The organism is Dickeya zeae NCPPB 2538, assembly GCF_000406165.1.
GTDB classification, from domain to species: Bacteria; Pseudomonadota; Gammaproteobacteria; order Enterobacterales; family Enterobacteriaceae; genus Dickeya; species Dickeya zeae.
The window spans coordinates 92968-114164 of sequence record NZ_CM001977.1 but is presented as its reverse complement, the minus strand read 5'-3'; the positions used below and the strand labels follow the sequence as shown (position 1 = coordinate 114164).

Below are 21197 nucleotides of genomic sequence, written 5' to 3'. Positions count from 1 at the left end.
TGCCACCCCTCGCTTTTCAGCACGCTTTTCGTCTCAATAATGGGATTTACACGCCAAAATATGGGATTTTCATCGCGAAATAGCGAAAAAGTCGGCTCAATAGCGGGACAAGGCGGAAAACACACGCGCGGGATCACCCCGCGCGTGCTATGCCTGCCGTCGCTTCACCCTACCTGACCGGGAGGTAATTGCTGATACTGGATAACGCTTGCCAGCTCGGCTATGCCCGCCGCCTTCAGCATGCTGTAGTGATCTGCCGTCAGATCCATGACCGTAGGTGGTAGGGCAGAGAACCCACCGTGGTCCTCAATGAATGAATAATCATCCCCCTGAGCCTTGATGATGGTGACAGGCGCTTTCAGTTGCCGCTGCTGTAGCTCACTAAAGGTGTAGCTGAACTCGAAGGTCTGCGACACAATGCGGGTAATCCGCCTGACCAGGCCGTCATCCAATGCCGGATTAAGTGCAGTAATAAACGCCACAAACCCCTCTTCATCGCGTACCGTTTCCAGACAACGCGCCAGCGCCGGGTCGGTAATACTGCCGATAAATACCGAAAACAGAATGGTCAGGTAACCGGGGTTATCAAAATCCGCTGTCCGGTGCATGGCAACCACCCGTTCATCGCGTAATTTCGGCGACCCCGGCGCCAGCAAGTACAGACTTTCCACTACTTCGCCCGCCTGCTCCAGTTGCCAGGCGGTTTCGAACGCGACGCGCGCCCCGAAAGAATACCCCCACAGCGTGTAAGGGCCGTGCGGCTGATGCTGACGAATCAGTTCAATATCTTTAGCGGCCATCTCGCTGATGGTGGCATAAGGCTCCTCACCTGGATTGATGCCGTGCGCCTGAATGCCAAAGAACGGTCGCGCCGTCCCCATTTGGCGCGCCAGTAAGCGCAGGTTCATACAGTAGCCACCCAGTCCAGGCCAGCAGTAGATGGGGGCCTGACGCCCTTTGGGTTGCAACGGCACAAGGCGGGACACCGGCTCCTGACGCGCACGGCTCAGCCACGCTGCCAGCTTTTCAACGGTGGGTGCCTGAAACAGCACCTGAAGCGGCAGGCTAGCATTCAGCGAGGTGTTCAACTCATTAATCAGGCTGACGGCGATCAGCGAATTGCCGCCTGATTCGAAGAAATTGTCATCGACCGACATCTCCTCACGCTTGAGCTTCGCCTGCCAGATAGCCAGAATTTGCTGCTCCAGCGGAGTACGGGGGGCCACAATCGTCTTATGCTTCAATTCAACATCGACGTTCGCCAACGCTTTCATGTCGATTTTGCCGTTTACCGTCAACGGTAACGCATCCAGAATCAGTACCTTGTTCGGCATCATGTAGTCCGGCATGAACGCCGCCAGATCATCACGAATCATCTCCGCTGGCCCTTTCATGTGTACCGCGTCTTCTTTCATGCCTTCGCTGTATTTCTGCTCATCGCTGATGCGTCCACCGATGAAGAAATAGTACGGCCCAGTCCGGCGACCGAGTATCTGCCAGAAACGACGAGCGGCAGGCAGATCATGGCCGGTTTCCGAGCTATAGCCGGAAGACATCAGCCCGATGTTCATGTCGTTCATCTGCAAATGCTGCAGTTTACGCCCCACATGCACATACCCTTCCCAACCTTCAGTCAGGCTGGCGATACTGATGCCAAACGATGAGCGCTCATAAACCGCCTGATTGATGGCGATAACCTGTTTCTTATCGATCACCTCATCGGCAATGTGCTCCAGGTCGCCGCGGATGTAGCGGTAGGTTCCGACGGGCAGATCGGCGATACGCGTCCCCGCAGTCTGCACGTAAATCTCCAAAGCATCGTCCGCAGGCAAACGCGGTCCGCACAGCACATCGCACGCCCCCAGATAATCATCATCCGGGTCAACCGCCAACGGCGTCGGGTCTGGCACAGTGGCGTCGCACAACGCCACGCCCAAACCATAATCCGGCAAGACGTTATCCAGCATACCGATGATGTGCCCCATTTCGATTTGCAGCACTTCCCGGATATTGTTCTTGTAAATCGGCTCGATCGCGCTTTGCTTGCCGACAAAGTGCAGTCGCAAACCACCCGACGGCAGCGACGTCAGCTCACTGACCCGGATCAACTGGTGGTGAACCGGCTGATAGTAGTAGTACCCCGCGGCTAATCCGGCTATGCCGTTCAGTTCCAGAAAAACCTGGGTCGCGTACAACGCCCCCGGTGAAGCATAGGTGTATTTGGGCAACAGCCGCTCTTCACTGGTGAACTGGCCGAGATAACGCAATCCGTGCCCCAATTCGTCCAGCGTCAGGTCGCCTGGCTGCCGGGAAGCCGCCGTCAGTAACGGCTCGCGCAACAGCGACAACACATCGTCACGTCCGACAACCCCCCCGTCGTAAAACCGGTAGGTTTTGCGGGAAAACGCCGTACGCCGCTGTTTCTCATCGGCGTCTTTGCCCGGCAGGTCAAGGGTATAGGGGTGGCTATCTTCCGGAAATTCCCGGCACCCTTTGTTGGCCAGTTGCAACATCACCTGCGCTTTATTGGCTTTGGACTGATGATGCGAACCGTGGTTACCCTGATCCATCAGCGCTGCTTCGCGGGCATTCAGTTCGATAAACGAAATCAGGTTCTGATAACCGGTGAAGGGATCATGCTTGACGATCACCGCCGCGGCTTTCACCCATTCATGGGTTTCGATAGCCGAACGAATCTCATCCAGCTCAACACGGTACCCCCGTAATTTCACCTGATTGTCAGCACGGCCGACATACTGGACCGTACCATCGGGGTTCCAACTGGCGATATCGCCGGTTTTATACAAACGTCGGCCCGCGTCGGTCGGCGCGAACGGATCAGCAATAAAACGCTCAGCGGTCAGGTCATCACGGTTCAGGTAGCCTCGCGCCACTCCATCACCACCAATGTACAGCTCCCCTATTTCACCCACCGCCACCGGCGTCAGGCAGTTATCCAGAATGTAATAGCGGGTATTCGCCACAGGGGTGCCGATGGACAGCGTATCCGGACCTTGCCGGGTCTCCGCTGAGTCGACACGAAACGCGGAGCTGTTGATCGTGCACTCGGTCGGGCCATACAAATTGACGAGCTCACAATCAGGCAGTGTCTCCAGACATTCCAGCGCCAGATGCTTTTGCAACGCCTCGCCGCCGCTGAACACATGCCGCAGCGAAGGACACTCGCTCAGGCGCTCGGTATCCAGCAACGCCTGCAATAATGTCGGTACGCACTGCAACGTGGTCACCTGGTATTCCGCCAGCATGTCCACCAGTTGTTCCGGATTGCGATACACCCCCGGCTCCCCCATCACCACCTGGCAACCGCAGGCGGGTGATAGAATCTCCCACTGCGCCGCATCAAAGCTCATCGGCGTTTTCTGCAAAATCACCGTTTCGTTATTTAATGCGAACGTGTGCGCCAGCCAGTTCATCTGATTTAGCACGCTGTGATGCTCTATCATCACGCCTTTCGGCTTGCCGGTGCTGCCGGAGGTATAAATGACATAAGCCAGGTGATGCGGCGCGATATCGATGGCGGGCGCGTCAGACAACACCGAGGGGTGCTGACGCACAAACGCCTCGACGTCATCCGGCGTGACCACGTGTATGCCCGGTGGTGCCAGCGCCAACAGCCGCTCGCGCAAATGAGGTTGGGTAACCACGATACGTGTCTGGCTATTTTCCAGCATATAAGCCAGCCGGTCTTCCGGGTACTCCGGCGATAACGGCAGGTAGGCATTGCCGGACAGCAAAATCCCCCATACCCCTACCATCAGCGTCAACGATGGCTCGACAAACACCCCCACACAACGCTCATGCTCCGTACTCTGCGCATTCAGGTAATGTGCCAGTGTACTTGCCTGATGGTAGAGCTGGCGGTAGCTCAGGCGCTGATCGCGAAACGCCACCGCAGTCTGCTCCGGCTGATTCAGCACCTGGCTTTTCAGCCGCTCAACGACGTTTTTCTCTCCTGACCAGACATGTTCGGTCTGGTTAAAAACATGCAATACGTGTTCGCTCTCGGCCTCATCAATCAGGCCGATATCCCGCAACGTCTCGGTCCCATCACTCCCGGCATAGTCTGTTATCTGACGCCATACCGCAGGCAACTTCTGAATCAGAGCGGGACTGAAACGGTCCGGGTTAAATCGCAGCGTCAACATCACCGTCTCTTCCCGGCTGTCGATATGGCAGACCAGCGACCGCACCGGCTCATTATCCGTTGGCGGCTGCCACGTTAATTCCAGGTCAAAAACATCATCGAGTGTTGGTTGTGCCCCCAGCGTGAGCACCCTGACACCACGGTTATTTTCCTGCTGAATCGCATCCGGCGTTATCCACTCCATCATATTCTGAATAAAACCAGCAATCGGCGTCGCACTATTAAGTTGAATATTTAATGCAATAATATTTTTACAAATACGCGGGTCATTTTCCCAAGCCGCTATTTCTTGTGGATGCAAATGAAAACCCACTACCATTTCTTCATTTCTGCTAATACGTGATATTGCTAACGTCATGGCAGAAAAGAGGTAACGAGCCAAAGAAATATTGTCATAATTCGGTAATAATCCTTTATTTAATACTAACACCGGATAATTGAGCGCATGATTCGAGATGTTATCCATTACAATCCTCATTTATGAATCAGTAAAAATATATTGAGCGGTTTTATTGCAGGGGTGAGACGCCGTACGAAGCACCTGGCCCAGATTCCTGTTCTCAGGCCAGGTGCATGTTCGGAACACATTAACGACTAAAAAAATCAGACAATATCAACAATAAGACACCGGGGAAGAAGACGACTTTAATAACGCGTGGGCAGCCCCGACTACCTCGCCAAATGTATCGACAATGACCTGTGGCTCCGCCGATTTAAGCTGAACGGCATGGTGGATCCCCCAGGTGACCGCGATGGCGGCAATGCCCGCCTGTTTTGCCATTAACAAATCATGGGTGGTATCCCCAACCATCGCGGTGGTAGCAGCCTCAGCTCCCAGACGCGACATCGCCAGCAGCCCCATTTCAGGATGGGGTTTGGGATGCGTCACCATGTCAGCGCCCAGCACCAGATCAAAGAACGGTGCCAGCCCCGCCGCATCCAGCAACGCGCTGGCGCTAGCAAACACCTTGCTGGTGGCGACCGCCAGCATATACCCCTGACGCTTGAGCAAAGACAGGCCATCCACCACGCCGGGAAAGACCAGCCCCGGTGCCTGCGGCAACACCTGTTCACGGAAAACCGCCTGATATTGCCTGATGGCCTGCGCTATCCGTTCATCCTCAATCGGTAGCGACAGGAGCTGGCTAAATGCCTTTTCCAGCGGCAAACCAATAGTGGCGCGAATGGCGCTGCGGTCCTCAACGGGCATACCCAAGTCACGTAATGCCGTTACAAACGCACTGACAATGCCGCTCGGTGTATCAACCAGCGTACCGTCCAGATCAAAAATAATAAGAGGCTTCATGAGACATATCCTTATGCCTGATTTTGCTGCCGCAGGTAATCGGTATGAGCGCAGGCCAGACGGCCCGCCAGCGCCGCAGTACTGATCAACACCGACATGTTCGCTTTCACTGTTCGTCCTTGCGTCGCTTTGGCGACGGCACGCATCAGATACGGCGTGGCCCCTGGCCCACGAATACCTTCATGCTCCGCCTGAGTCGCCGCTTCACGGATAATCGACTCGACCTCGTCCTTATCAATCGCATCGCTGTCATGAATCGGGTGGGTAATCAACACCGAGCTGCGGTTACCCAGCTTCCAGTGCATGTCAATGGCGCGGGCAACAACGTGTGGATCGTCCAGTCGGTGAGGGCTGGGGAAGCCGCTGGAGCGGCAGTAAAACGCAGGGAAATCGTCAGATTGATAGGAAATGATAGGTACGCACTGGGTTTCCAGATATTCGAGCGTCAGACCCAGGTCGAGAATACTCTTGGCACCGGCACAGACCACCGCCACCCGGGAGCGGGTGAACTGGATCAAGTCAGCGGAGACATCCATCGACTTTTCTGCCCCACGATGCACGCCGCCAATCCCCGCCGACGCAAAGAAAGGAATCCCCGCCAGGTCCGCTGCCAGCAGCGATGACGCCACGGTGGTCGCGCCTTTGCCGCCTTGCGCCAGAATCACCGGGATATCGCGGCTACTGGTTTTCACAATGCCTTTCGTCGCTCCAAAACGCTCGAGGTCGGCATCCGACATGCCAATTAAAAACCGACCGTTTTCGATGCCAATCGTCGCAGGAATCGCCCCTTCAGCGCGAACAGCCGCTTCAATATGTCTGGCGGTAGCCACATTGTCAGGGTAAGGCAGACCGTGAGCAATCACGGTCGACTCCAGCGCCACGACTGGTTTACCAGTATGCAGCGCGTCTTTTACTTCGTCGCTAAACCGCAGCAATTCATGCTCAAAATCCGTTTTAGACATAATATTCTCTCATCCTGGGGGTGATTATGTCAGGTTATATCCGGACGATGTCTTTCCCGCAGACGCAGGTATGACTCACGTCTGGCATCAATGACATAGCAATCATTAGTTACATGGTATTTTCGATAATAATACATCCTGAGTTACTATCGATTCATATTAATCACCCGTGGTTAAACTTAACCATTGGCGTATTACCTATTTATTAAATTAAAAAAATGTTTTCTTGTCTGCTAGATATAAACGATTAATCCAATTACTCAAATGAATGAACTCACTATTTTTCCATTATGCAGGCCGCAGACGCCACAAAAGGCCGATGTGTTGCGTTTTCAACACATCGGCCATATTGTCCAGAACCAAAGTTACTTTTTACCTGCTGGTGACATTATGTCATTTAGAAATCAATTTGGATTGTTTTAATTGTGTCGATTTTTTTCTTTTTCCAAATAACGAAATATCCTGCACGATAATAATTGCCGAAAAAATTAATAACACGCCAATTAATTGTGGGCTAGACAGCCCCTGATGAAGGAATAAAAAGCCCAGTAATAGCGCGACCATCGGACTGAGGAAGCCCAGCATGGACATAATCACCGGGGAATTGGCCTCAAGACCAGAGAACCACATGAAATAGGCCAGCAGGGAACCGGGTATTGCCAGATAGAAATAGCCAGCGAGATTGGTCAGGGTGAAAGCATGCGGCAGCGGCTCCAGAAACATCTGTACCGGCAGAATCACTAACCCGCCGCAAAACAGCTGCCAGCCGGTAAACGTCAGCATGGTCATCCCTGCCGGGCGACCCCATTTCTTGGTCAGCACCAGACCAGACGCCATACTCATCGTCGCCACCACCGATGCCACCAACCCGGCTGGATCCAACGGATCTTGCGGTAAGGAAATCAGCAACACAATGCCAATGCCGCCGATAATGGCGGCCACCATTTGTTTCTTCAGCACCGGCTGCATCAGTAGCAGGAAAGACAGTAGGATGACGATCAGCGGCTGAAGCGACCCCACCAGAGCGACAACACCGCCGGGCAGACGATAGGCCGCGAAAAACAACATCACAAAAAACACACCGATATTGAGCGCACCCAACACGAACAAGCGCCATAACCAACTGACTGGCGGCAGTTTTTTACCAAAAATAAGAATAAGACCGGCAGGTAGCGCACGAATCAATGCAGCCAACAACGGTTTGTCGGCAGGAAGAAACTGGGTGGTGACAAAATAGGTGGTTCCCCAGACACAGGGAGCATAAAAGGCGAAGTCTTTTAATTTCACGGAATGAACCTTCCTCAAACTGTTCCTGTCAAAAAGCACGATTCGGTTTGAACCGGCTCAGCCTGAGGCATGTACCGCCTCCCTGGCAGTACAGAAGGCGCACATCCATGTGCAATTCTCCTGACTTACTTACTTGCACTTGCGATCTTCCTGTATCCTGACATATCACATCCTGTGATATTTATAAGCAAAGCTACATATTACGATTTCGTAATATACATAACCGTAAATAACGTGTCAACAACATATGTGATTGAACATTTCCTTAAGGAATATTACAGTAGTGTTGATCGCGTAACGGTATTGGCCTACGCTTCAATAAAGGAATAGGTTTTATATTAATTAAGGATATTTACTCTATGGCACGCTACCTGGAAGTCTCAGATATTGTTCAGCAATGGCGCAACGAACGCCCCGACCTCGACGTTGAGCCGATGTTGGTTATTGGCACCCTTTCTCGTGCCAGCCTGTTGATTGACCGCGCGTTGGATAAGGTCTTTGGTAAGTACAAACTCAGCGCCCGCGAATTTGACATTCTGGCGACACTGCGTAGACGCGGTGCCCCTTATGCCATCAGCCCATCCCAAATTGTCAGCGCGCTGATGATCAACAACAGCACCCTGACCAGCCGCCTGGACAGGCTGGAACAAGCGGGCTGGTTGCGACGGATGCCGATTGAAGGCGATCGCCGTTCGGTCAACATCCAACTGACCGACGAAGGTCTCGCCCTCATCAATCGGGTGGTGGAAGAACACGTGGAAAACGAACGCGACATCCTCTCCCCATTCAGTGAAGAAGAAAAAAATCAGCTGCGTACGTTACTCGGGCGCGTTGAAAAACACTTAGTGAACAACCGCTAATGCTCTGATGCAATCACGAGCATGCAATCACGAACAAATAGCGAAAAATAACACACACAAAAAAGGGCATCCGACTGGATGCCCTTGTTGTTGTAGAGATGACTGTTGTAGAGATCGTATGCGCTTATTTCGCGGACTTATCCGGCAATGACTGAGGCGCGACTTGCGGCAACCCGGCATTGCCGGAAGAAATCAGGCCGCTTTCAACGTAGTTGAACAGTTTCTCGCGGGTATCGGTGATATCCAGGTTACGCATCGTCAACTGGCCGATACGATCATCCGGCGAGAACACAGATTCGCCTTTTTCCATCGTCAAACGTTCCGGTTTGTACGTCAGGTTGTCCGAAACGGTATTCAGAATTGAGTAATCGTTGCCACGACGCAGCTCAAGCGTTACCTCACCGGTGATTTCGCTGGCAACCCAACGCTGCAACGCATCACGCAGCATCAGTGCCTGCGGGTCAAACCAACGGCCTTGATACAACAGACGCCCCAGTTGGCGACCATGAGCATGGTACTGCTCGATGGTGTCTTCGTTATGAATACCGGTGACCAGACGCTCGTAGGCGATATGCAACAGCGCCATCCCCGGTGCTTCATAAATACCGCGGCTTTTCGCTTCAATGATACGGTTTTCGATCTGGTCGCTCATGCCCAGACCGTGACGACCGCCAATACGGTTGGCTTCCAGCATCAGTTCCACGTCATCAGAGAATGTCTGGCCATTTAACGCTACCGGGTGGCCGCGCTCAAAGCGCACAGTCACTTCTTCTGCCGGAATGCGGACGTTTTCGTCCCAAAACTTCACACCCATGATCGGATTGACGATTTTCACGCTGGAATTCAGGAACTCCAGGTCCTTCGCTTCATGCGTGGCACCCAGCATGTTGGAGTCGGTAGAGTAGGCTTTTTCCGCCGACATTTTGTAGTCAAAGCCCGACTTCGTCATAAACTCGGACATCTCCTGACGGCCGCCCAGTTCGTCGATAAAATCGGTATCCAGCCAGGGTTTGTAGATTTTCAATTCGGCATTGGTCAGCAGACCGTAGCGATAGAAACGCTCGATGTCGTTACCTTTGTACGTACTGCCATCGCCCCAGATATTCACGCCATCTTCTTTCATTGCTGCAACCAGCATCGTACCGGTCACCGCACGCCCCAACGGGGTGGTGTTGAAATAGGTCATACCGCCGGTGGTGTTGTGGAACGCACCACACTGAATCGCGGCAATCCCTTCTGCCACCAGTTGCTTACGGCAGTCGATCAGACGAGCATTTTCTGCACCATACTCTTTGGCGCGACGCGGAATGGCGTCGTAGTCGTCTTCATCCGGCTGCCCCAGATTCGCGGTATAGGCATACGGTACCGCGCCTTTCTGACGCATCCACAATAAGGCGGCGCTGGTATCCAGACCACCGGAGAAAGCAATCCCAATCCGCTGGCCCACCGGAAGATGTTTCAAAATCGTCGTCATAACTATTAGTCCCTGCTTGATTTCGATGGCGTTAAGCTTAGCAGCCCTGCCGCCGGGTTACGCAATATCTGGTTATGCATTGAGACGCGCACGACACGGCTCCATCAAAATCGACGACCCTAAATCACCGCGCATCAATGCATATTTATGCAAAATTTATGATTGATAATTTAAACATCTTTTCTGGCAGACCGGAAGAGAAGAGGCGGGTTTTCAGGAAAAAAATTCACTTCGGCAACCACCGGACTCAAGACAAGACCAGAAAATCGCCGTTTTTCACCCTCACCCGCGCATCCTGTCGGTATGAATTTCAGTATGAATAAGGTTATAGCGGCAAACGTACCCAGCCGTGCAGCAGCATATATCCCCCCACCACCGCGATCAGCAGGCTGGAAAAATAGGGAGCCCGACGCGCCAGCGCCGCGAACCCAGGCCAGCGACGACTGGCATGCTGCACGCTCAGCGCGGCCCCCACGCCCACTGCCACCAGCGTTAACGCCAGCCCGATACTGAAACACACCACCAGCGCGGCGCCTAGCGTAAACGCTTTTACCTGAATACACAGCAGTAATACCGTAATCGCGGCAGGACAGGGAATCAACCCGCCGGTCAACCCAAACAGCAGGATCTGCCCATTGGTTGCTTCCCGGTTGGCGAAACGCTGACGTATCTCGTTAGCATGCGCCCGTTCATGCGCATCCTGATATTCACCCTGTTCCTGTAGCGGGTCATGCGAATGGCCAGACTTAGTAACCGCGTGCGCAACGCCATGATGGCTGTGGTGGGGATGGCTATGATGGTGATGATGATGGGCATGCTCATCATGGTCATGGTCATGGTCATGATGCGAATGATCATGGTGATGCTGATGGTGTTTCCACGCCCGTTCATCACGCCAGGTGCGCCAAAACATCCAACTGGCCGTCCCCAGGATGATCACACCGGAAACAAACTGCAACCAGGGTTCGGCGGAGTCAGCGGTAAACTGCTGGCTCAAATACATCCCCCCTAATGCAATCAACCAGACTACAGCGGTATGAGACAAGGTAGCCGCAATACCCAGCATGACGGCCTGCTTCACCGTTCCTCGGATCGCGACGATAAATGCCGCCATCATCGTCTTGGAATGCCCCGGCTCCAGGCCATGCAACGCGCCTAACAATACGGCGCTGGGGATAAACAACCAGGCGTTGGTCACGCCCTGCTGCAAAAGTAAGGAAAAATCCGTCATAGTTAGCGTCCGAATCAGGCGATCGCGGGGTAAGCCTGAAGGTAAAATGATATAATCATACTATACCCCAGTATAGGGTCAGACAAGACGGGAGTAGCCATGCCGCATACTATTCATGAAAAAAAGAAACTGCTGACACGCGTCAGACGCATCAAAGGTCAGGCAGAAGCACTGGAAAAAGCGCTGGATGGTGGAGGACGTTCATGTCTGGAAATTCTGCAGCAAATTGCCGCTATTCGGGGTGCGGTGAACGGGCTGATGGGCGAAGTGCTGGAAGGCCACATCCGTGACCATCTGATGAATGAAGACGCAGACCCGGCAGAACGGTCTACCGATTTGGAAGCGATCGTGACGGTGATTCGCTCCTATATGAAGTAGCGATCAGGATGCAGCAGCGATCAAGAAAAACGGCCCCGGAAATCAGTTGTATGAAGCCATATCGTCACTGAATCACATTCCTGTCTTGTCGGGTGGTGATTACGGCATGAAGGGAGCGAGTATAACGCTAATTACCATCTGCACGGATGAGTAAACCTCGATTACGCGACCCACCGCTCAATATTGAAACGATGTTTCAATTGAAATCTATTTCTTTGCTATTCTCGGCGGCACAGATGTTACTCCCCTTGATGACTGCTGGAGATACCATGAAGAACGTCGCCATTCTGTTGGCTCCCGGATTCGAAGAAGCGGAAGCAATTATGGTGATCGATGTGCTGCATCGTACAAAAATCAACGTCACCCTGCTTTCCTGTCACGACCGGCTGGAGCTGCATAGCTACCACAATATCCGCATGTTTGCCGATGCCCTGTTGGAAAGAAACATGGACCGGCTATTTGACGCCGTGGTGATCCCAGGCGGGCCACAAGGCACGGTGAACCTGGCCGCCAACCCGCTGGTGACAGAATTTATTCGCCGCCATGATGACGCTGGCAAGCTAATTTGCCCGTTATGTTCAGCGGCAGCCAGAGTGCTGGGCGGTAACCATTTGCTCAAAGGACGCCATTACGTCTGCTCCGGCGATCTCTGGAAAGATGTCACAGACGGTGTGTATGTCGACCAAAAAGTCGTGGTAGACGGTAACCTTATTAGTGGCAAAGGGCTGGGCGTCGCATTTGACTTCGCCTTCACCCTTGCCAGTCTGCTGAGCGACGACAAAGACGATGTGAATTTCCAGGTCGAACATATCTATTACGACTACTGGCGCGTACCCGCCTGAGTCACATCATGACGACGATGACGGCGCACCAGTGCCGTCATCGGTAGCGACAAAATACCGCCTGATGATGGTCGTAGAGGTGATTGTCACAGAGATGATTGCCGTAACGATTGTCGTCGTAGCCCCCTTCGCCATAGCGTTCGCGGTACTCACGCGGCGTCAGGTTATAATCTTTGCGAAATACCGAATAAAAATACGGTAACGAGGGATAACCGCACATGGATGAAATCTCGTTAATCGACAACGAGGTAGACACCAACAGATTTCTTGCCCGTTCCAGCTTCTCGGCATGGATCATGCCATGAATCGTCTGCCCGGTTTCATCCTTGAAGCGCTTTTCAAGGTTGGAGCGCGACAACCCGACCGCATCCAGCACCTGCTCAACCTTGATGCCTTTGCAGGCGTGATGGCGAATAAAATGCATTGCCTGAATCACCGCCGGGTCGCGCACTGAACGGTAATCCGTCGAGCTGCGCTCCACGACCCGAAGCGGCGGCACCAAAATACGCTGCAACGGCAGCGCATTGGGCGTCAACAGCAACTGATGCAACAGTTTGGCGGCCCGATACCCCATTTGTCGTGTGCCCTGCGCCACCGACGATAACGCAACACGTGACAGATAGCGGGTCAGTTCTTCATTGTCGATACCAATCACACACAGCTTTTCCGGCACCGCGATGTTGAGGTGCTCGCAGACCTGCAACAAATGGCGGGCGCGGGCATCCGTCACCGCGATAATGCCGGTTTGTGGCGGCAGCGTCTGAATCCAGTCCGCCAGCCGATTCTGGGCATACTGCCAGTTGTCCGGTGATGTCTCCATGCCCTGATACACCACGCCCTGATACTGCTCGGCCGCCACCAACTGGCGAAAAGCATACTCCCGCTCCTGCGCCCACCCTTTGCCCACCGATGTCGGCAGGCCGTAAAACGCAAACCGGTTCAACCCCTTGTTCTTCAGATGCAAAAACGCACTTTCCACCAGTGCGTAATTATCGGTGGCAATGTAGTGCACCGGCGGGTAATCCTGTGGATTGTGATAAGAGCCGCCGACCCCCACCAACGGCACCCGCACCCCGGCCAGCAAGGCGATAATCGCCGGGTCATCAAAATCCGCGATCACCCCATCTCCTAGCCAGTCGCGAATATTATCGATACGGCAACGGAAATCCTCTTCGATGAAAATATCCCAGTCACACTGAGAGGCCTGCAGGTATTCTCCGACGCCTTCAACCACCTGCCGGTCGTATACTTTGTTGGCATTAAACAGCAACGTAATACGGTAGCGTTTCTCAAACATGGCGATATGTTCTCTTCGGATACGTGCGGCGGCAGCATCATGGCTTTCTGGACAACATCCGGCGCGGAAAGCCGACCTTCCGCCTACATAGCACGGTCGGCCGACAACCCCAAACCCGTTTACTGACTTTGCGAACTGTCTCGCTCATTTTGCACAGAGGCACCGTCATCCCGGCTATCCATAGTGTTCAGAGCTTACGTTTTTCAGGCTTTGTGTTTAGTAGCGGTATCCATCCACACCGCCAGCAGCAAAATGCCGCCCTTGACGATGTACTGCCAGAAGGTCGGCACATCGAGCATGCTCATACCGTTATCCAGCGATGCCATAATAAACGCCCCCATCACCGCACCGGCCACGCTACCGACCCCACCAGCCAGACTGGTACCGCCAATAACACAGGCGGCGATAGCATCCAGTTCCGCGATATTCCCCGCAGATGGCGACCCGGCACCCAGTCGGGAGCTCAGCACCAGTCCTGCCACCGCCACCATCAGGCCGTTGATGGCAAACACCACCAGTTTGGTGCGTTCGACATTCACCCCTGACAACCGGGCGGCGTCGATATTACCGCCCACCGCGTAGATACGTCGGCCAAAGGCAGTGCGCAATGCCATAAACATGCCGCCCAGCATGATGAGCGTCAGCAACAGTACCGGTGTGGGCACGCCGCGATAGTCATTGAGCAGGTAGATAGCGCCCAACACCAGGACGGCCATGAGCGACTGGCGAGTCACATCGCCTGACGCCGCCGCCACCGGCAACCCCAGGTGCTGACGACGCCACCGCTGACGCCAGCGCCACGCCACAAACAGCATCAACCCAACAACGCCGAACAAGAATCCCACCCCGTCCGGCAAATAGCTCTGACCAATCTGCGACATCGCCGGGCTGGTAGGCGATACCGTGGTACCGTTGGTGATACCAATCAGTACACCGCGAAACGCCAGCATGCCCGCCAGGGTGACAATGAACGACGGCACCCGGCGATACGCCACCCACCAGCCATTCCAGGCCCCGAGCAGTAACCCCAATAGCAAGGTCACCGCCACCGTCAGGGGTAACGGCCAGCCGTACCAGACATCCAGAATCGCCGCCACGCCACCCAGTAGCCCCATCATGGAACCCACCGACAGGTCAATTTCGGCGGAGATAATCACAAACACCATGCCCACCGCCAGAATGCCGGTAATCGCGGTCTGGCGCAGCAGGTTGGAGATGTTACGGGCGCTAAGATAGGCACCCTCGGTCATAACGGTGAAAAACAGCATGATCGCGATGATCGCCGCGATCATCACCAACACCTGTAAGTTGAAAGAACGGCGACGCGTGGCGTCACCGGAAGACGCCGCCGGTACAGGCGCACGGTCAGACAGCCAGGTTTTCAGCATGATGCTCACTCCTTAATGCAGCTTCCATCACCTGCTCCTGCGTTAGCCCACGGTTGGGTAAATCCGCCTTGAGCCGCCCCTGATGCATCACCAGCACCCGGTCACTCAAGCCCAAAACCTCAGGCAGTTCAGAGGAAATCACGATGACGGCGATCTGTTGCTTCACCAACTGATTGATCAATTTATAGATTTCGTATTTTGCACCGATATCTATCCCACGAGTCGGTTCATCCAGAATCAGGATTTTCGGGCGCAACAACAGGCACTTCGCCAGAATGGCCTTTTGCTGGTTGCCGCCGCTGAGACGGGCAATCGCCAGTTCAGGCGAGGCGGTTTTGACTTTCAGATGAGCTATCGACTCCCGCAGGCTGTGCTGCTCGTCGGCATCCCGCAGGACCGACAATGCGCCAGTGAACTGATCGAGCGCGGCCAGCGTGATGTTCTGCGCTACGCTCATCACCGGAATAATGCCGTCTTTTTTACGGTCTTCCGGCACCATAGCAATCCCCAACGCCATGGCCTGTCGGCAATGGCGGATAGTCACCGGTTTGCCTTCCACCTGGATGTCCCCTTGCCAGCGCCCCGGATACGCGCCGAACACGCATTGCACCGTCTCGGTACGACCCGCCCCCACCAGCCCGGCAATCCCCAACACCTCACCCCGGCGCAGGCTGAACGAGACATCATCCACGCGACGAATATGGCGATTAACCGGATGCCAGGCGGTCAGATGCTCGACCCGTAGTACCTCTTCGCCTATCTCATGCGGTTCATTTGGATACAGCTCCGTCAGTTCGCGCCCCACCATCATGGCAATAATCTGATCTTCACTGAGCGAGTCTGCCGGGCAGGTACCGATGTGCCTGCCGTCGCGGATAACACAGATCACATCAGAAATCGCTTTGACTTCGTTGAGCTTGTGGGAGATGTAGATACAAGCGATACCGTGATGACGCAGGTCACGCACAATATCCAGCAACACCGCGGTTTCTTTCTCCGTCAGCGATGCCGTCGGTTCATCGAGAATCAGCAGCCTGACCTGCTTGTTCAGCGCCTTGGCTATCTCCACCAGTTGCTGTTGGCCTAACCCCAGTTCACCGACGCGGGTATGCGGGTCAATACTCAAACGCACCTGTTCAAGCATGGTCTGACAGCGCAGGTACATGGCGTCGTAATCCATGACGCCACCGCGTGTCCACTCATTGCCAAGAAAGATGTTTTCCAGCACCGTCATGTTTTTGACCAGCGCCAGCTCCTGATGAATGATAGCGATCCCTTTTTGCTCGGTGTCGCGGATATGCCCGGCCCGCAGCTCATCGCCCGCAAAGCTGATGCTGCCCTCATAACTGCCGTACGGATAAACCGCACACAGGACTTTCATCAACGTCGACTTGCCGGAGCCGTTCTCGCCGCACAACGACAACACCTGCCCTGCCTCCAGTTGCAGACTGACATTGTCCACAGCTTTCACCGCCCCAAACGCCTTGGTGATGTTTTTCATTTCCAACAGATACGGCATACCCCCCTCCACCTGGCCGATGCCGCTCGCCCGGCACGACCGCAGTGGCGGCAGACCGGACGGCAGGCGAACGCGTCAATCAATAGATATCCGCTTTCTTGTGGAACCCGTCGGCAACGACCGTACTGTCGATATTTGTCTTGTCGACCGGAATCGGCGTCAGCAGGAAAGCGGGAACGTCTTTCTTGCCGTTATTGAGCGTGGCGTTGGACTCTGGCTTTTTCCCCTGTCCCAGCGATACCGCGATAGTCGCCGCCTCTTGCGCCAGCTTGCTGATAGGTTTGTAAACGGTCATGGTCTGGGTCCCTGCCACAATCCGTTTGATGGCCGCCAGGTCGGCATCCTGACCGGAGATAGCGACCTTACCCGCCAGCCCCTGAGCGGAAAGCGCCTGAATCGCACCACCGGCCGTGGCATCGTTCGAGGCCACTACCGCATCAATTTTGTTGTTGTTGGCGGTCAGCGCGTTTTCCATGATTTTTAGCGCATTTTCCGGCAGCCAGGCATCCACCCACTGGTCACCGACAACCTTAATTTTGCCGCTATCAATCAAGGGTTTTAACACTTTCATCTGCCCCTGACGGAACAACTTGGCATTATTATCAACCGGTGAACCGCCCATCAGAAAATAATTCCCTTGCGGCACCTTATTTATCAGATATTGTGCCTGAAGTTCTCCGACTTTTTCATTATCAAAAGAAATGTAAAAATCAATATCTGCATTATTAATCATACGATCATAAGCCAGTACCTTTATTCCCTCTCGTTTCGCCTCAGCAATCACGTTACTTAAAACCTGACCGTTATAAGGGATAATCACCAGCACATCGACACCGCGATTAATCATATTTTCTATCTGGGAAATCTGTGTTTCTTCATTGCCGTTGGCGGACTGCACAAACACTTTCGCCCCTTTTTCTTCGGCATTTTTCACAAAAATATCCCTGTCTTTCTGCCAGCGCTCAAGGCGTAAGTCATCGATAGCCATACCGATTTTCACTTCCTTGGCAAAACCCGGCTGGCCTAGCATGACCAGTGCAGCACAGACTGACAGTAATACGTGTTTCATTTTCATCGTAGAGTACCTTTGTTATAGGAAGGCGGGATAAAAACGTCACTTCACTTACGGCTACGTTGCATGGAATTGTTGACAAGAAAAGTCAGGCTCAGCAATTGCTGATTTTTATCTCTGAATTACGTTTTTTGGTTTAATTGTTATTTTATGATAGCGGTCATATTTTCATCTTGTTAATCCTTTTCTTAACACATCAGCATGCGAGCGGTTTTGCAGATTATTCCGGTTATTTTTTGCGATCAAACGCACAGTTAATAATTATCTGAATTTCAGTGTGAAATAACGTAATTGAGGAAATCGCAAAGCAAACGGAATATTGAAACAAGGCTGAATACCGCTATTTCGGTGGTTTGCAAGGAGATAACAATGCACGCTTATTTTGATCAGATAGAAAAAGTTCGCTTTGAAGGTCAGGGCAGCCGCAATCCGTTTGCCTTCCGCCATTACAATCCTGACGAGCTCGTCCTCGGCAAGCGTATGGCCGACCACTTGCGTTTTGCGGTCTGCTATTGGCATACCTTCTGCTGGAACGGTTCCGATATGTTTGGTGCGGGTGCCTTTGCCCGTCCCTGGCAGCAGTCCGGCGACGCACTGGCGCTGGCAAAACGTAAAGCCGATATCGCCTTTGAATTCCTGCACAAACTGGGGGCACCCTACTACTGCTTCCATGATATCGACGTCGCACCGGAAGGGGGCTCTCTTCAGGAGTATCTGAACAATTTTGCCGCCATGACCGAGATTCTGGCCGCCAAACAGCAAGAAACCGGGGTGAAGTTGCTCTGGGGTACCGCCAACTGCTTTACCAACCCGCGTTATGCCGCCGGTGCCGCCACCAACCCCGACCCGGACGTGTTCGCCTGGGCGGCGACACAAGTGTTTAGCGCGATGAACGCCACCAAAACGCTGGGCGGTGAAAACTACGTGTTATGGGGTGGCCGTGAAGGTTATGAAACCCTGTTGAACACCGACTTGCGTCAGGAACGCGAACAAATTGGCCGCTTCATGCAAATGGTGGTGGAGCACAAACACAAAATCGGCTTCAACGGTACATTGCTGATCGAACCCAAACCCCAGGAGCCGACCAAACATCAGTACGACTATGATGTCGCCACGGTTTATGGCTTCCTCAAACAATTTGGGCTGGAGAAGGAAATTAAGGTCAATATCGAAGCCAATCACGCCACACTGGCCGGGCATACCTTCCATCATGAGATAGCCACCGCGATTGCTCTCGGTATCTTTGGCTCGGTGGACACCAACCGCGGTGATGCACAACTCGGCTGGGATACCGACCAGTTCCCCAACAGCGTAGAGGAAAATGCGCTGGTACTTTATGAAATTCTCAAAGCAGGTGGTTTCACCACCGGTGGCCTCAATTTCGATGCCAAAGTCCGCCGCCAAAGTACCGATCGTTACGACCTGTTCCACGCCCACATCGGCGCGATGGATACGATGGCGCTGTCGCTCAAAGTGGCGGCCCGCATGGTGGAAGACGGCGAACTCAATCAGCATGTCGCCAACCGCTACGCAGGCTGGAATAGCGAGCTGGGCCAGCAAATCCTGCAAGGCAACGCGTCGCTGGATATGCTGGCAAGCTACGCCACCCGCCACCAGTTAAACCCGCAGCACCACAGCGGGCAGCAGGAACGGCTGGAAAATCTGGTTAATCGCTATTTGTTCGGTTGAATCGCTATCTGTTCAGTTGAATAGATGTAAGCTGGCGCACACCCCGTCACACCATACGGTTTTTGGGTTCTGCGCCAGCAGTACGGATATCACCACAGGGTACACCGCATCAGGGTGCAACCTGATAACCGCACATGAGTCACAGTGAGGCATTATGTACATCGGCATCGATCTTGGCACATCCGGCGTAAAAGCCATTTTATTACGGGAAAACGGCGAGGTCGCCGCCAGTCATAGCGCACCATTAAGTGTCTCTCGCCCCCATCCACTCTGGTCAGAACAGGAGCCAGAAATGTGGTGGCAGGCTACCGACGCCGCCTTGAGCGCTCTGGCGGCACAGCAGACGCTAAAAGCGGTGCGTGCCATCGGGCTAACCGGCCAGATGCACGGTGCAACGCTGCTGGATGCACAGCAACGGGTACTGCGACCGGCCATTTTGTGGAATGACGGGCGCAGCGCATCACAATGCCAAGAGTTGGAACAGCTGGTGCCAGATGCCCGCCGCATTACCGGTAATCTGATGATGCCCGGTTTTACCGCACCGAAGCTGAAATGGGTACAGCAACACGAACCGGATATTTTTCAACGTATCGACAAGGTGTTGTTGCCAAAAGACTATCTGCGCTGGCGGCTGACGGGGGATTTCGCCAGCGACATGTCCGATGCCGCCGGTACACTGTGGATGGATGTCGCCCGGCGCGACTGGAACGATCCCTTGCTCGCGGCCTGCGGGCTTAACCGCGACCAGATGCCTGCACTGTTCGAAGGTAACCAGATTACCGGGCAGTTGCGCGCCGACCTCGCCGAGCGCTGGGGCATGACATCAGTGCCGGTCGTGGCGGGTGGCGGCGACAACGCTGCTGGTGCCATCGGTGTCGGCCTCTATCAGGCGGGTCAGGCCATGTTGTCGCTCGGTACATCCGGGGTCTATTTCGCGGTTAGCAACGGCTTTCTTAGCAACCCTCAACGTGCGGTTCACAGCTTTTGCCATGCGTTGCCCAACAGTTGGCATCTGATGTCCGTCATGCTGAGCGCGGCATCCTGCCTCGACTGGGCCGCCCGACTAACCCATGCCGACAGCGTAGCGGCGCTGCTGAACGAAGCTGAGCAGGCCAGCGCCGAAGAAACCACGACGCCCGTGTGGTTCTTGCCTTATTTGTCTGGTGAACGCACGCCGCACAACAACCCACAGGCCAAAGGCGCGTTCTGGGGGCTGACGCACTCGCACGGGCGTGCCGCGCTGGCACGCGCGGTGCTGGAAGGGGTGGGATTTGCTCTGGCGGACGGGATGGACGCCCTGCACGCAACCGGGCTGGAACCTCAGCGGGTCACGCTGATTGGCGGCGGTGCGCGCAGCGCTTACTGGCGGCAAATGCTGGCCGATATCAGCGGCAAGACGCTGGAATACCGCACTGGCGGCGATGTGGGCCCGGCACTGGGTGCAGCAAGGCTGGCGCAAATCGCGCTGAATCCGACCATACCACTGGCGCAGTTACTGCCCGCCTTGCCACTGGAGCAGGTTCACCAGCCTGACGCCACGCGCCATGCGCAGTACACGCAACAGCGCACCGTATTCCGCCAGCTATACCAGTCTCTGTTGCCGCTGATGTCCTAATCTTTTCTCTTTCCCGCTGGACGGGGTGTTAATGCAACTCGTCCAGATATCGGGCAAAAGAAAGGGGCTGCAGATGCAGCCCCTGTATCGTCTGTCAGGCGACAACACACCG

The 21197-nt window shown here is 54.3% G+C and carries 15 protein-coding genes; 5 read left to right on the top strand and 10 right to left on the bottom strand.

Annotated elements, in window-relative coordinates:
* Nucleotides 1-164: 164 nt before the first annotated feature.
* The 4 genes from DZE2538_RS00510 to DZE2538_RS00495 all read right to left on the bottom strand — a co-directional run bounded on the left by DZE2538_RS00510 (nt 165) and on the right by DZE2538_RS00495 (nt 7720).
* Nucleotides 165-4631, bottom strand: coding sequence for an amino acid adenylation domain-containing protein (locus DZE2538_RS00510; protein ID WP_038915314.1), 4467 nt, complete (start codon nt 4629-4631; stop codon nt 165-167).
* 147 nt (nt 4632-4778) lie between these two features.
* A complete protein-coding gene (locus tag DZE2538_RS00505) occupies nt 4779-5471 on the bottom strand; it encodes an HAD family hydrolase (protein WP_019844164.1) in 693 nt (230 codons plus the stop codon).
* 11 nt (nt 5472-5482) lie between these two features.
* Complete coding sequence (locus DZE2538_RS00500; protein WP_038915313.1) at nt 5483-6433, bottom strand: pseudouridine-5'-phosphate glycosidase; 951 nt, start codon at nt 6431-6433, stop codon at nt 5483-5485.
* A gap of 393 nt (nt 6434-6826) precedes the next feature.
* Nucleotides 6827-7720: a carboxylate/amino acid/amine transporter gene (locus tag DZE2538_RS00495; protein ID WP_019844166.1), complete on the bottom strand. Its 894-nt coding sequence runs from the start codon at nt 7718-7720 to the stop codon at nt 6827-6829.
* Between the two features lie 359 nt (nt 7721-8079).
* On the opposite strand from DZE2538_RS00495, the gene DZE2538_RS00490 reads away from it, so the two are divergent.
* Nucleotides 8080-8580, top strand: a complete 501-nt coding sequence (locus DZE2538_RS00490) for a MarR family winged helix-turn-helix transcriptional regulator (protein ID WP_012882831.1) — start codon at nt 8080-8082, stop codon at nt 8578-8580.
* A 124-nt stretch (nt 8581-8704) separates the two neighbouring features.
* On the opposite strand, the gene argG is transcribed toward DZE2538_RS00490, so the two are convergent.
* Both argG and DZE2538_RS00480 read right to left on the bottom strand, forming a co-directional pair.
* Nucleotides 8705-10054, bottom strand: a complete 1350-nt coding sequence (gene argG, locus DZE2538_RS00485) for an argininosuccinate synthase (RefSeq protein ID WP_016941565.1) — start codon at nt 10052-10054, stop codon at nt 8705-8707.
* A 325-nt stretch (nt 10055-10379) separates the two neighbouring features.
* A complete protein-coding gene (locus DZE2538_RS00480; RefSeq protein ID WP_038915312.1) occupies nt 10380-11285 on the bottom strand; it encodes a nickel/cobalt efflux protein RcnA in 906 nt (301 codons plus the stop codon).
* Nucleotides 11286-11384: 99 nt separating this feature from the next.
* On the opposite strand from DZE2538_RS00480, the gene DZE2538_RS00475 reads away from it, so the two are divergent.
* Both DZE2538_RS00475 and DZE2538_RS00470 read left to right on the top strand, forming a co-directional pair.
* On the top strand, nt 11385-11663 hold the full coding sequence (locus tag DZE2538_RS00475; RefSeq protein WP_038915311.1) for a metal/formaldehyde-sensitive transcriptional repressor: 279 nt from the start codon (nt 11385-11387) through the stop codon (nt 11661-11663).
* A gap of 269 nt (nt 11664-11932) precedes the next feature.
* On the top strand, nt 11933-12505 hold the full coding sequence (locus DZE2538_RS00470) for a DJ-1/PfpI family protein (protein ID WP_012882827.1): 573 nt from the start codon (nt 11933-11935) through the stop codon (nt 12503-12505).
* 37 nt (nt 12506-12542) lie between these two features.
* On the opposite strand, the gene xylR is transcribed toward DZE2538_RS00470, so the two are convergent.
* From xylR to xylF, 4 genes are all read right to left on the bottom strand, one after another.
* Nucleotides 12543-13802, bottom strand: a complete 1260-nt coding sequence (gene xylR / locus DZE2538_RS00465) for a D-xylose utilization transcriptional activator XylR (RefSeq protein ID WP_038915310.1) — start codon at nt 13800-13802, stop codon at nt 12543-12545.
* A 203-nt stretch (nt 13803-14005) separates the two neighbouring features.
* Complete coding sequence (gene xylH / locus DZE2538_RS00460; protein WP_038912805.1) at nt 14006-15190, bottom strand: xylose ABC transporter permease XylH; 1185 nt, start codon at nt 15188-15190, stop codon at nt 14006-14008.
* Nucleotides 15168-16709, bottom strand: a complete 1542-nt coding sequence (locus tag DZE2538_RS00455; RefSeq protein ID WP_038915309.1) for a xylose ABC transporter ATP-binding protein — start codon at nt 16707-16709, stop codon at nt 15168-15170. The genes xylH and DZE2538_RS00455 overlap by 23 nt, the downstream gene beginning before the upstream one ends.
* A gap of 79 nt (nt 16710-16788) precedes the next feature.
* Complete coding sequence (xylF, locus tag DZE2538_RS00450; RefSeq protein WP_038912803.1) at nt 16789-17784, bottom strand: D-xylose ABC transporter substrate-binding protein; 996 nt, start codon at nt 17782-17784, stop codon at nt 16789-16791.
* 366 nt (nt 17785-18150) lie between these two features.
* Between xylF and xylA the strand changes: the two genes are divergently transcribed.
* Together xylA and xylB are read left to right on the top strand one after the other, a co-directional pair.
* Entirely contained in the window at nt 18151-19470 is a 1320-nt protein-coding gene (gene xylA, locus DZE2538_RS00445; RefSeq protein WP_012882822.1) for a xylose isomerase, read from the top strand.
* A gap of 154 nt (nt 19471-19624) precedes the next feature.
* Complete coding sequence (xylB, locus tag DZE2538_RS00440; RefSeq protein WP_038915307.1) at nt 19625-21085, top strand: xylulokinase; 1461 nt, start codon at nt 19625-19627, stop codon at nt 21083-21085.
* Nucleotides 21086-21197 lie beyond the last annotated feature (112 nt).